We start from the raw sequence: 12230 nt of genomic DNA, 5'->3' as shown, positions 1-12230 counted from the left end.
TTACCGCAGTTTGCCGGCCATGTCCTCGCCGAGTAGGACGAACACGTCGACTGTCTGCTCGATCAATTCGTCGCGCGTGAGATCCAGGTCGCCTTGGAGCCAGGCGGTCAGCGTCTGCACCAGCCCCCCGACCAGGTAGAGGGCCCGGAACTCGACCACCGCGGCCGGGCCGGAATCCGGAATCCGGTAGAAGTCCGTGCCCTCGGTGGCCACCATCCGCGCGAACGTTCGCACCGTCTCGGTGGTGCGGGCACGCAGTTCCGGCGTCGCCATGCCCGCGATCAGGGCGGCTTTCGCCTTGCGTGGGTCATCGGTGAGCAGGTGCACGCCCGCGGTGATCGCGGCGTGCGCGGTCGCGCGCGTGTCCGGCGCGGCGGTGCGCACGGCCGCGAGGATGGCCGCCGCCAGTTCCGCGGCGATCCCGTCGATCAGGGCGGTGAGCACGGCGTCGCGGCTGTCGAAGTTCTCGTAGTAGTACCGCTCGTTGAGACCCGCCCGCGCGCACAACCCCGACACGGTCAGTTTCGCCAGCCCCTCCGTGCCGATGATCTCCAGCGCGGCCTCCAGCAACGCCGCACGCCGCTGCGCCCGGCGCTCCTCGGCGGAGATGCCCCCGTAAGTCCGCTGCGCCGTCACCCTTCGATTCTTACAGGTCCGCTGAACACCGTGGTTGTCGCCCGATCGACCCGCGCGCAACATTCTGGCATGGAGTATTGCCAGAAAGGTAGGTTCTGGTGGATGCTATTGCCAGATGTGCTCGATGAGGAGGCGGCGATGTCCGAGCCCGGCTATTTCAGTGACCACTCGATGGTCCGGCGGGTGATGAGCAAGCGGGCGGTGGGACTGACCTACGGCTTGCGCGCGCTGGTGATCGGGGCGGTGCACCCGCTGCTCTTTGTCGGCACGGCGGAGAACACCGAGCACCGCATGACCCCCTACACCCGGCTCGCGCTGACCGGGCGCCTGTTCGAGGCGGTGTTCCTCGGTAGCAGAGCCGAGGCCGACCGCGCGCTGGCGTTCACCAGGAAACGGCACGTCAAGGTGCGTGGGACGCTGCCGGAGGACGCCGGTGACCAGCACCCGGCGGGGACGGGATACTCCGCGCTCGACCCGCACCTCATGTTCATGACCATGGCCTTCACGTTCGACTCGGCCGAGGTGATGTACGACCTGCTGGTGCGCACCATGACCGGCGGTGAGCGCGAAGGGCTCTACCAGGACTACGTGCGCTGGGGCGAGCTGTTCGGCATGCCCGCGGACGCGGCGCCCGCCAGTTATCCGGAGTTCCGTGCCTTCTTCGACGGCTACCTCGCCTCCGGCGAACTGTTCCTCACCGACGAGGCGCGGCTGGTCGGCTCCTACCTGGCCGGACAGCGCGTCCCCTACTCGCAGGGTGTGCCGTTGCAGCAGGTCACCTCCGCGTTCTACCTGCTGGTACAGGGCAGCCTGCCGACACGCATCCGCCGGATGTACGGGATGCGCTGGGGTGTGGCGGAGGAGGTCGCCTACCAGGGACTGTCCCGAGCGGTCCGCACCGCGCACGTGTCGGTTCCGCTGGTGCCCCCGGTGCTGCGTGGCACGCTCGCCGGGCCGAGCGCGCCGGTCTACAAGATGCTGTCCAAGCGGGAACACGAACTGGTCAGCGGCGGACGGCCGAGCATGCCCGGGGTGGACCCGCGCAACTGGGTGCAGCGAAATTCGGCTTGAGCCGCATGCGAAAATCGGAGTATGTCGAGTCCTGCGCCCAGCCCGGCCGCCGAACGCAAACAGCGGGTTCTGTCCGGGATCCAGCCGACCAGCTCCTCGTTCCATCTAGGGAACTACCTTGGCGCGCTGCAGTACTGGGTGACCATGCAGGACGACTACGACGCGCTGTATTTCATCCCGAACATGCACGCGATCACGGTGCCGCAGGACCCCAAGGAACTGAAGCTCCGCACCAACGCCGCCGCCGCCCAGTTGCTCGCGCTGGGCATCGACCCCAAGAAGTCGACCCTGTTCGTGCAGAGCCAGGTACCCGAGCACGCGGAGCTGACCTGGGTGCTCAGCTGCCTCACCGGTTTCGGCGAGGCCAGCCGGATGACCCAGTTCAAGGACAAGTCGGTGAAGCAGGGCGCGGAGAACGCGACCGCAGGCCTGTTCACCTACCCGATACTGATGGCCGCGGACATCCTGCTCTATCGCGCCCATCAGGTGCCCGTCGGCGAGGACCAGCGTCAGCACTTGGAACTGACCCGTAACCTTGCCCAGCGCTTCAACTCTCGGTTCAAAAAGACGTTCGTGGTGCCGGAGGCGCACATCGTCAAGGGCACGGCGAAGATCTACGACCTGCAGGACCCGACCGCGAAGATGAGCAAGTCGGCCTCCACCGACGCGGGTCTGATCAACCTGCTCGACGACCCGAAGGTCACCGCGAAGAAGGTGAAATCCGCGGTCACCGACACCGAACGCGAGATCCGCTACGACCCGGAACTCAAGCCGGGCGTCAGCAACCTGTTGGTGATCCTCAGTTCGCTGACCGGTGCGCCGATCGTCACCTTGGAAAAGGATTTCGAGGGTAAGGGTTACGGCGAGCTGAAAGCCGACGTGGCCGACGCGCTGGTCGAATTTGTCACGCCGTTGCAGGCCAAGGTGCAAGAGTACATGTCGGATCAGGGTGAACTCGACCGCGTACTCGCGGCCGGCGCCGAGCGTGCGCGAGAGATCGCGGGCAACACCCTCGCGCAGGTCTACGACCGGGTGGGCTTGCTGAGTCGCTAGGCGGCCGCTCGCCTGGGCGGTTGTCGCGCGCCCGACCGGGTACCACCGGTGTGAGGTCTCTCGGTCGAAGGGGCGAATGGTGCAGGTGATCGACAATGTCAAAGCCGGGATCCAACGCCGGATCCAGGCGCAGCCGTGGCTGGACCATCTGGTTCGCGCGGCGGGGCGCTATCAGCGGCAGCGGGGCGACTACTACGCGGCGGGCATCACGTATTTCACTGTGCTGTCGTTGTTTCCGCTGCTCATGATCGCTTTCGCGGTCGCGGGCGTGATCTTGTCCAGCAATCCGGATCTGCTCGGGGAGTTGCAGGCCAAGATCGTCGAGAACATTCCCGGCTCGTTCGGCACCCAGCTGAACGATTTGATCGAGCAGGCGGTCGACTCCCGGCGCACGGTCGGCGCGCTGGGCCTGATCACCGGCGTCTACAGCGGCCTCGGCTGGATGGCCAATTTGCGCGCCGCGCTCACCGAGCAATGGGACCAGAAGTCTCCGGACGGCAACTGGCTGATGACCAAGCTCTCCGATCTGGGTGCGCTGGTCGGTCTCGGCCTCGCGTTCACGGTCTCGCTGGGGTTGTCGGCCTTGGCGTCGAGTTCGCTCGGCAGTCAACTGCTGGACAATCTGGGCCTCGGCGATTTGCCGGGCGCGGACCTGCTGTTGTCGCTGTTGTCGATCGCGCTCGGGTTCCTCGCCTCCTGGGCGGTGTTCGCCTGGGTCATCGCGCGGTTGCCCCGGGAACCGGTGACGCTGGCCAGTGCCGCCAAGGCGGCCGGTCTGGCCGCGCTGGTCTTCGAGGTGTTCAAGATCGTCGCCTCGATCTACCTGCAATCGGTGCTCAGCAGCCCGGCGGGCGCCACCTTCGGCTCGATCATCGGTCTGATGGTGTTCAGTTACGTCACCTACCGCATCGTCCTGTTCGCCACGGCCTGGGCCGCCACCGCCGCGGAGAACGAGCCGGAAGCCGAGATTCCCGCCCCCGGGCCGGCCGTGATCGCGCCGCGGGTCGGTGCGCGTGACGTCTCGATGGGGGTGGGCGCCGCCTTCTTCGGCGCGGGCGCGCTTGCCGCCCTGACTCTTTCCGGATTACGCAGGTCGGACCGGCGGTGATCGATTCAGCGTCGCCGGGTGGCCCGCCGTGCCCCTAGGACGAGCGCGGCGATCACGAGGACACCGCCGATGATCAGTACGGTGCGCGCGCCGGTGCGGCGATCTCCGGTGTGTGGCATGGCGGACGGGTCGCTGCCCGGCGACGAGGACATCGCCGGGTCGTTTCCCGATGTGGGCGGCGCGGCGAGGGTGGCTCCGCTCTGGTCGCGCTGGGGTACCACCGCGCCGGGCAGATTGCCGATCGAGGCGCCGCGGGGCAGCGCGAATCCGTAGTCGAGCAGGCGGGCCGCCTGCTCCCATGGGCGCACCGGCCGCACGTCGGCCTTGAGGAGAGTGACGGCGAGCCTGCGGCCGCCCCGCTGGGCGGCGGCGACGAAGGTCTGGCGCGCGTCATCGGTGAAGCCGGTCTTGCCGCCGAGGGCGCCGTCGTAGTTGTAGAGCAGCTGGTTGTCGTTGCCGATCGGGTAGCCGGGGCGGTCGGTGTCGCCCGGAACGGCGGGGTCGGCGGGGTAGCCGGGGAAGTCGACCTGCTCGGTATGGATCAGCTCGGCGAACAGCGGGACCGTCATGGCCTCGCGGAACAGCACGGCGAGGTCGTAGGCCGAGGTGCTCATGCCGGGGCCGTCCAGCCCGGACGGAGTGGCCGTGCGAGTATCCATGGCGCGCAACGACTTCGCCAGGTCGTTCATCTTCGCGACGGTCGCGGCGTCGCCGCCGAGCTGCGCCGCGATGGCATGCGCCGCGTCGTTGCCCGAAGCCATGATCAACGCCTGCATGAGCTGTCGGTTGGTGTAACGGCCGCCGGGGCCGATGCCGACCCGGGTGCCGTCGGCGTCGGCGTCGGCCTGCGTGCCGACGACCACCTTGTCCAGATTCAGCGTGCGCAGCGCCAGCGTGGCCAGCAGCACCTTGATCGTGCTCGCGGGCCGGTAGCGACCGTGCGGGTCCTTCGCGGCCAGCACCTCTCCGGTATCCAGATCCGCCACCAGCCAGGCCGTCGCCGAAATGTCCTGCGGAGCGGGCGGCGCGGCTTTGGGAAGTACGACTCCGCACTCGCCGAGGCGGGTTCCCCCGATCGGCGGGGAAGGGATCGGCAGCGGCGTGGGGGTCGGCTGTCCGTGCGCGGGCACCTCGGAGGTGTCGATCGGTGCGGGCGGCGATGTCTTCTGCGGGCACCCGTCGGTGTTCGGGGTGGTGAACGGGGTGGTGGTGCTCGGCGCTGCGAGGGACGGCGCGGCCGTCGCTCCGATCACGGCGACGGCGAGGACGGCGCCTACACAGAGCAAGGCACGGCGAGTGATCTTCATCGCCGATGAGCCTAGCGAGCGGTCCGGTGATCGGGCAGTCCATCCCCGCGACGGTATTGACAGTATCTACTAAGTGAGAGCTACTATCAAAAAGATGTAGCTACCATTTCTGGAGGCGTCATGAAGAACGACTCGTCCCGTCGCTGGCTCGCCCTCGGCGCGCTGGCCGTGGCGATGCTGACGATCGGGCTCGATGTCACCGTGCTGACCGTGGCGCTGCCCACGCTCGCCGTCGACCTGAACGCGAATACCGCCGCGCTGCAATGGTTCAGCAGCGCCTACACGCTGGCGCTGGCCGCCGTGATGCTGCCCGCGGGCGCGCTCGGCGATCGCTACGGCCGCAAGAAGTTCCTGCTCGCCGCGCTGGTGCTGTTCGGCGTGGCGTCCATCGCGTGCGCCGTGGCCACCTCGCCCGGCGAGCTCGTCGCGGCGCGCGTCGTGCTCGGCATCGCGGCCGCGGCGATGATGCCGCTGTCGATGTCGGTGCTGCCCGCGATGTTCCCCGAACCGGCCGAACTCCAGCGGGCGCTCACCATCTGGATCACCTCCACCGCGATCGGCCTACCGCTGGGCCCGATCGTGGGAGGTTGGTTGCTGCGGAACTTCTGGTGGGGTTCGGTGTTCCTGATCAACGTGCCGATGGTCGTGATCGGTGCGTGCGCCGTCGCCGCGTTGGTGCCCGAATCGCGCAGCGCGCAGCACTTCCGGATCGATCTGCCCGGCGTCGCGCTGTCCGCCGCGGGCATGCTGGGGCTCACCTACGGCTTCATCCGGATCGGCGAGAAAGGCTGGGGCGACGGCCCGGCCTGGGCGATCATCGCGGCCGGTGTGCTGCTGCTCGGCGCGTTCCTGCTCTGGCAGCGCAGGACCACGCATCCGCTGGTCGATCTCGGGCTCTTCGCCGCCGACGGGTTCCGCTGGGGGACCGCCTTCTCGATCGTGGTGAACTTCGCCATGTTCGGCATGTTCTTCACCGTTCCGCAGTACTTCCAAGCGGTGCTCGGCGTGGACGCACTCGGCAGCGGCCTGCGATTGCTTCCGTTGATCGCCGGGTTGCTGGTCGGCAGCAGGCTGGTCGACAAAGCGCTGCCGAAACTGGGCGTGCGCGTGGTGGTGGCCGCCGGATTCGCGCTGCTGGCCGGCTCGCTGGCACTGGGGGCGTTGACCACCGTGGACAGCGGTTACGGCTTCGCCGCCCTGTGGTTGACGCTGCTCGGCGCCGGTATGGGGCTGGTGATGCCCGCGGCCATGGGCATGGCGATGGGTGATCTGGATGCCGAGCGCTCCGGGTCCGGCTCCGCGCTGTTGCAGGCGCTGCGCCAGGCGGGCGGCACCATCGGCGTCGCGGTGCTCGGCACCGTGCTGTCCACTCGGTACCGGTCGGAACTGGGCGAGCTGAACCGCGAACCGATCTCCGACGGCGTGAACGCGGGCGTCGCCACGGCGGGCAAGCTGGGCGATCCGTCGATGCTGCACCAGGTGCAGGTGGCCTTCCTCGGCGGCATGGGCGCGATGCTGTGGGCCTGCGCCGCGCTATGCGTGCTGGCGGCGGTGCTCACGGCGACCTTGGTGCGCACACGGCAACCCGCACGGGCGCCGGAGCCGGGTGCGGCAGAATCGATCCATGTCGGTTGAGCTACCCGCGAGCGGGACGGCGCAGGGTCTGCGCGAGCGGAAGAAGGAACGGACCCGCCGGACGATTCGCCTCGAGGCCTTCCGGCTGTTCCGCGAGCAGGGTTACAACGAGACGACGATCGAACAGATCGCCGCTGCCGCCGATGTCTCGCCCAGCACCTTCTTCCGCTACTTCCCGACCAAGGAACAGCTGGTGCTCGCCGACGACCTCGATCCGGCCATGATCGAGGCGTTGCGGCGTCAGCCGCGCGACATCGGGCCGATGGCGGCATTTCGTAACGCGGTGCTGGAGGTCTTCGGCAATCTGGCCGCCGCCGAGCTGGCGTTCGAGCAGGAGCGGCAGGCGCTGCTCTATCACGTGCCGGAGCTGCGCTCGGCCATCGGCCTGGAGATCATCCGCAGCATCGACCTCATCGCGAGCCTGCTGGCCGATCATCTCGGCCGGGCCGCCGACGATTTCGAGGTGCGAGTGGCAGCGGGCGCGATGGCGGGCGCGGCTCTCGGCATGGCGACGATGACGCCGTTGAACGTCGAGAACATCACCCGCACATTGGATTTCCTGGATGCGGGCATGCCGCTCGCGCCGAAGCGCGAGTCCTGAAAGTTCCCCGGCCGTACTATCACGCGCCTGCCGGACTGGCTTGCCGCAAACGGTCGGGCGTGTCGTCGTCCATGGTCGCGAAGAAGCCGCCGATCACGTCCTCGATCTCGGCGATCGAGTCCGCGCAGTAGAGAGTCGGCTGATAGTGGGTGATGTCGTAGGTCGCGGTACCCATCCGGGCGATGTCGAGCGGGCGTAGTTCGGCGTGCCGGAACTCCTCGATCTCGCCGTAGGACGACAGCAGGCCCGCGCCGTAGCACCGAATCTCGCCGCGCTCCCGGACGACGCCGAATTCCATCGAGAACCAGAAGACGTCGGCAAGGAATTTCAACGCGCGATCGGTGCTCAGGCGCGCCACCGCCGCGCCGACGGTCGCGTAGATCGCCGCGAAGCGCGGGCTGGCGATCTGGGTGGCATGCCCGATGATCTCGTGGATGGCATCCGGCTCCGGAGTGTACAACGGTGCGGAATGATGCCGGATGTACTGCGTGGAGTGGAAGATCCGATCGGCGAAGGAGCCGAAGAACTGTCGCAGCGGCACCAGTCCGGCGGCCGGTGCGTACCGGAATCCGGTCAGCGGGGCGAGCGCCGCGGACACCTCGTCCAATTGCGGGATGTGATCGGTGGGCAACGACAGCGCTTCGGCGGCCGTCAGCACCTCCGCGCTGGCGTAGGTGCGATGTTTGCGCGCGAGTTCGGCCGACACGATCCGCCACACCTGCTGCTCCTCGTCGGTGTAGGCGATGTGGGGTGTCGGCTTTCCCGGTGCATGGTCCAGTGCCAGCGCGGCGATGGCATTGCGCCGGGCCCGATATTCCGGATCGTGCACACCGGGGTGCTCATCGCTCAGGTGCACGGTCACGTCGCCGTCGCCGGTGCGGGTCACCGGCGAGTACAACTGCGCCTCGCTGAACATGACTCGATGCAAGCACCGCAGGCACCCGCCGACAACAAAAGCCCGTTCAGCTGAGCAATCTGCCTAGCTGAACGGGCTTTCCCGGGGCCATCCTGACAACCGAAGGCCGGGATCGGACGGCGTGCTGATCAGTGCGCGCCGTGCAACGAATGCACCACCGCGTGGCCTTTACCGCGTCCGATCATCCACTTGTTGACCGGCGTGGTCAGCACGAAGGCCACCGCCAAGGCGAAGGCGAGGGTGGTCCAGAACAGCACCGTGTCCAGGTGGGCGTCCATCGCGCCGGGAACGGCGAGGATCACGGCGTTGTCCACGATCTCCATCACCGTGATGGACACCGTGTCGGCGGCAAGCGCGGTGCCGACGGCGGCCGCCAACGGCAGGCCCGCGCGCAGCACGCCGCGCATGGTCAACGCATAGCCGAACACGAACGCCAGCACGATGGCCAGCACCATCGTCGAGGTGTTGTTCCAGCCCAGCGCGGTGCCGATCACCATGCCGAGGATTTCGCCGATGGCGCAGCCGGTGAGGCAGTGCAGGGTCGCCATCGCCGCCATCCGCCAGGTAGCGGGGCCGTGGTGCGCGCTGTGTCGTCCGGCGGGTGCGGCGTGCGAGACGTGTTCGGCCGACGGGTGGTGCCTGTGTTCCATGACTGGAACTATACCCCCGTAGGGTATTTGCGCAAGGCCGAGTTCTCGATTTGCCGGACATGAACGGGCGTTATGCCGCAAGATGGCGAAAGTATGAAGGAGGGCGCATGAAATCCGTGCGGATCGATCTCGACCAGGACCTGCTCGCCGCGGCCGCCGCCATCATGGGCACGTCGACCAGTGACGCCACCGTCAACGAGGCCTTGCGCCGGATCGTCGTGCACGAGCGCCAGCTGCACAATCTGCAGCGGCTCGCCGCGAAGATGTTCGTCGGGCTACCGGACGTCGCGGTGGTGGACCGCTAGGCCTTCTGGAACCGGTTATCTGGGAGAAGTGGGCCGCCGCTCCTCGAGAGCGCGCTGCCAGACCTCGTCGAACTCCCTGGCGTCGATCTGGAGTGCGGTGAACTCGGTCTCGGCGTTCAGTTCGTCCGGCGTGGGAACCGGGATCTGCCCGAGTTCGGTGGTGCCTGTGCCGCGACCGGAATCGGCCCAGTCGCGGTGGCCGTCCCGGAACACCTCGACCTTGCGCACCTCGAAACCGTCGTCGCCGATCTCGCTGAACAGCTCCACCGGCTCGTCGTCGAAATCGTGGTGCCATTGCGCCTTCAGGTACCACATCGCCCATCAACTCCCCAGTTCGTGACCGACTCGGTTGCCGAACCGCATATCAGCCAGCATATGGGTGTCGCGGGTCGGCGTCCCGCTGCTGAGCTGACGGGGTGGTCGGCCGAGTTTCCCGCGAGGTGAGTGGTCGCGGTCGAGTGCTGGCCGGAGTGTCGGTGGCCCCTGGCAGAATCCCGGGCACTGTTGGCGTGACCGAGGGGTGGGAGTCATGGCGGTCTCTCTAGTCGACGTGCCGGTGACGCAGCGGCCGCGTGAACGGTTGCTGGCGCTCGGGCCGCACGCGCTGAGCGACGCGGAGCTGCTCGCATTGCTGCTACGCCAGGGCAGGCGCGGTGCGAGCGCGCTGGACCTGGCGGTGGAGTTGCTGGTCGAGCACGGCGGTCTCGCCGGGCTGGCGTCCGCGCGGCCGGAGGAGTTGTCTCGCCGGGCGGGCATCGGCGTCGCGAAGGCCGCCGCGATCATCGCCGCCTTCCACCTCGGCGCACGAGCACGTGGCAGGCCGGACACGTCGATCCGGCTCACCAGCCCCGCCGACGTGGCCGCCGCCGCCCTCCCGCTGTTCACGGGCGCCCGGGTGGAGCGTCTTCTCGTCCTGGTCTGCGACGCCCAGAATCGCCTCCGTCAGAAGGTCTTCGTCGCCGAGGGCGCTGTCGACCAGGTCGTCGTCCCCGTCCGGGAAATCCTGAACACCGTCCTGCGCCACGACGGCCGAGCCTTCGCCATTGTGCACAACCACCCTTCCGGCGACCTCACCCCCAGCCCCGACGACCGCCACACCACAACCCTCCTCACCGAAGCCGCCCACACCGTAGGCCTCCGCTTCCTCGACCACGTGGTCATCGCGGGGGAGAGGTGGACGAGCGCACCGAAGTTCGCTTGACCTTCTCACTGTGTCAAGGCTTTCACTGGCTGTCGGAGGTGGTCCCCATCAATTCGACACACAGCAATACACAGCACACCCGGCTGCTCGACGCATTGGCGGCCGCGAATTCGTCGACGCGGCTGCAGGCGGCGCTGGCGGTAGGCACGCATCCCGAACCCGGTTTCATCGATGCGCTGGTAGAGCGGTGCGCGATCGAGCCGGACTTCTTCGTGCGGGACATGCTCACGTGGGCCCTGACTCGGCTCCCGGCGGAGCTCACGGTGCCGAGACTGCTCACGGAGGTGCGTTCCGAGCGTGCGCAGGCCCGGAGCCAAGCGTTGCACACGTTGTCCAAGATCGGCGATCCGAGCGCGTGGCCGGCGATTACGAGCTCGTTGCTCCAGGATGCCGACGTTGAAGTCGCGCGAAGTGCCTGGCGTGCTGCCGTCGTTCTCGTGCCCCACGAAGCGACGGAATGGCTGGGCGCGGAGCTGGCCAGGCAATTCGGCCGGGGAGACCGGGAGGTACGGTTGAGCTTGAGCCGCGCTCTGGTCGCGCTCGGGGAGGTGGTCGAGCCGGTCCTCCGGACCGCGATGGCTGATCCCGATCCAACGGTGCGGGCGCATGCGCGCGCCACGGAGCGGCTCCTGCGCGATCCGGACGCCGGATTCGACCTCGCCGTCGACGAGGCACGGCGGGTCGTCGCGCTCGGCCCGGATCGGGAGGAGACGACTGCGTGCTGATCGGTGAGGTGGCGCGCCGCTCGGGAGTGAGCGCCCGCATGCTCAGGCACTACGACTCACTCGGGCTGGTCCGACCGACCGGCCGCACCGTGGGCGGTTACCGGGAATACTCGCCGGAAGACATCCGGCGGATCTTCCATGTCGAGGGCCTGCGCTCCCTGGGGCTGTCACTGAGCCAGATCGGGCGCGCTCTCGATGATGCCGCATTCACCCCGTCCGCGCTGGTCGGAGACCTCATTCGGAAAGCCGGAGAACGACTGGACCGGGAGCGAGAACTCCTGGAGCGGCTTCGTGCGGTCGATTCCACCGAGCCCTCCCGCTGGCAAGACGTCCTGCGCATCATCGAACTGCTGCACGGACTCGGTTCGCAGAGCCCCGCCCGGCGGCAGCAGGCCGTCTTGGCGCCGGCCGAGGACGTAGCGGTGCCTGCCGAACTGCTGGCCGAGGCGGTGCTCACCGAATCCGATCCGTATGTGGCCGGGGCTTTGCGGTGGGCGCTGGCACGGGCCGGCGGTGACGGGGTGGCGAGCGTGGCGTCCGGCCTGGGCTCCGAGGACGTCGACGTCCGGCGGCGCGCGGTCCTCGCGCTCGCCGAGCTGCCGGGCGACGAGGCGACCGCGGCGCTCACGGACGCCCTCGAGGACCCGGACACGACGGTCCGCAGACACGCTGCTCTCGCCCTGGGTGGGCGCGGCGTGACCCGGGCCGTGCCCGCGCTTGTCGACACGGTGGTCGAAGGCCCGAACGATGTCGAGGCGGCCGAACTCTTGGGAACGCTGGCGCAGGACGCGGAGTGGGCGGATCGGATCATCAGTGCGCTGGCCGAACAGCTCACCGCATATGCGGCGGACTCGGCGGTGCGAATCCGACTGACCCAGGCGCTCGCTGAAATGCCGGGGACCATCGCGCTGGACACCCTGCGGCAACTGTCCTGCGATGAGGATCGCGCCGTGGCGGCCATAGCGTCGGCCCTCGTGGAAACGCTCGTAGCACGACCGGGCGAGGAGCCGGGGCAACCCTGA

At 68.3% G+C, this 12230-nt stretch carries 14 protein-coding genes; 9 read left to right on the top strand and 5 right to left on the bottom strand.

The annotated features are described in order from the left end of the window. Entirely contained in the window at positions 1 to 636 is a 636-nt protein-coding gene (locus tag ACL03I_RS24105) for a TetR/AcrR family transcriptional regulator (RefSeq protein WP_355079047.1), read from the bottom strand. Between the two features lie 102 nt (positions 637 to 738). Here ACL03I_RS24105 and ACL03I_RS24100 point away from each other — a divergent pair, with 102 nt between their 5' ends. From ACL03I_RS24100 to yhjD, 3 genes are all read left to right on the top strand, one after another. Then, positions 739 to 1707, top strand: coding sequence for an oxygenase MpaB family protein (locus ACL03I_RS24100; protein ID WP_379252066.1), 969 nt, complete (start codon positions 739 to 741; stop codon positions 1705 to 1707). Positions 1708 to 1728: 21 nt separating this feature from the next. After that, complete coding sequence (trpS, locus tag ACL03I_RS24095; RefSeq protein WP_355079051.1) at positions 1729 to 2760, top strand: tryptophan--tRNA ligase; 1032 nt, start codon at positions 1729 to 1731, stop codon at positions 2758 to 2760. Between the two features lie 79 nt (positions 2761 to 2839). Next, positions 2840 to 3868 carry an inner membrane protein YhjD gene (gene yhjD / locus ACL03I_RS24090; protein WP_355079118.1) on the top strand — a complete coding sequence of 343 codons (1029 nt, stop codon included), beginning with the start codon at positions 2840 to 2842 and terminating at the stop codon, positions 3866 to 3868. Positions 3869 to 3873: 5 nt separating this feature from the next. Here the strand turns inward: yhjD and ACL03I_RS24085 are convergent, their stop codons facing one another. Then, positions 3874 to 5175 carry a D-alanyl-D-alanine carboxypeptidase family protein gene (locus tag ACL03I_RS24085; RefSeq protein ID WP_412807009.1) on the bottom strand — a complete coding sequence of 434 codons (1302 nt, stop codon included), beginning with the start codon at positions 5173 to 5175 and terminating at the stop codon, positions 3874 to 3876. Between the two features lie 120 nt (positions 5176 to 5295). Here ACL03I_RS24085 and ACL03I_RS24080 point away from each other — a divergent pair, with 120 nt between their 5' ends. Continuing rightward, on the top strand, positions 5296 to 6810 hold the full coding sequence (locus ACL03I_RS24080; protein WP_379252068.1) for an MFS transporter: 1515 nt from the start codon (positions 5296 to 5298) through the stop codon (positions 6808 to 6810). Continuing rightward, positions 6800 to 7411, top strand: coding sequence for a TetR family transcriptional regulator (locus ACL03I_RS24075; RefSeq protein WP_355079057.1), 612 nt, complete (start codon positions 6800 to 6802; stop codon positions 7409 to 7411). Before ACL03I_RS24080 ends, ACL03I_RS24075 begins: the two co-directional genes overlap by 11 nt. Before the next feature lie 19 nt (positions 7412 to 7430). Here ACL03I_RS24075 and ACL03I_RS24070 read toward each other — a convergent pair whose 3' ends face one another. Both ACL03I_RS24070 and ACL03I_RS24065 read right to left on the bottom strand, forming a co-directional pair. Then, a complete protein-coding gene (locus ACL03I_RS24070) occupies positions 7431 to 8327 on the bottom strand; it encodes a phenylalanine 4-monooxygenase (RefSeq protein WP_355079059.1) in 897 nt (298 codons plus the stop codon). A gap of 128 nt (positions 8328 to 8455) precedes the next feature. Then, on the bottom strand, positions 8456 to 8977 hold the full coding sequence (locus ACL03I_RS24065; RefSeq protein WP_412807008.1) for a DUF4396 domain-containing protein: 522 nt from the start codon (positions 8975 to 8977) through the stop codon (positions 8456 to 8458). Positions 8978 to 9084: 107 nt separating this feature from the next. Here ACL03I_RS24065 and ACL03I_RS24060 point away from each other — a divergent pair, with 107 nt between their 5' ends. After that, on the top strand, positions 9085 to 9282 hold the full coding sequence (locus tag ACL03I_RS24060) for a type II toxin-antitoxin system VapB family antitoxin (RefSeq protein WP_355079063.1): 198 nt from the start codon (positions 9085 to 9087) through the stop codon (positions 9280 to 9282). A gap of 15 nt (positions 9283 to 9297) precedes the next feature. Here ACL03I_RS24060 and ACL03I_RS24055 read toward each other — a convergent pair whose 3' ends face one another. Further along, positions 9298 to 9597 (bottom strand): DUF6881 domain-containing protein, encoded by a 300-nt coding sequence (locus tag ACL03I_RS24055; protein WP_355079065.1) that lies wholly within the window; start codon positions 9595 to 9597, stop codon positions 9298 to 9300. 214 nt (positions 9598 to 9811) lie between these two features. Here ACL03I_RS24055 and radC point away from each other — a divergent pair, with 214 nt between their 5' ends. From radC to ACL03I_RS24040, 3 genes are read left to right on the top strand one after another with little or no spacing between them, the layout of a single operon-like run. Then, entirely contained in the window at positions 9812 to 10483 is a 672-nt protein-coding gene (gene radC, locus ACL03I_RS24050; protein ID WP_412807007.1) for a RadC family protein, read from the top strand. A 38-nt stretch (positions 10484 to 10521) separates the two neighbouring features. Continuing rightward, entirely contained in the window at positions 10522 to 11208 is a 687-nt protein-coding gene (locus ACL03I_RS24045) for a HEAT repeat domain-containing protein (RefSeq protein WP_412807032.1), read from the top strand. Continuing rightward, positions 11202 to 12230, top strand: coding sequence for a HEAT repeat domain-containing protein (locus ACL03I_RS24040; RefSeq protein WP_412807006.1), 1029 nt, complete (start codon positions 11202 to 11204; stop codon positions 12228 to 12230). The genes ACL03I_RS24045 and ACL03I_RS24040 overlap by 7 nt, the downstream gene beginning before the upstream one ends.

Origin of the sequence: Nocardia sichangensis, assembly GCF_047200615.1 — a bacterium.
Lineage (GTDB): Bacteria > Actinomycetota > Actinomycetes > Mycobacteriales > Mycobacteriaceae > Nocardia > Nocardia sichangensis.
Note: the sequence above shows the minus strand (reverse complement) of the source record. Positions and strands in the feature narration are given on the sequence as shown.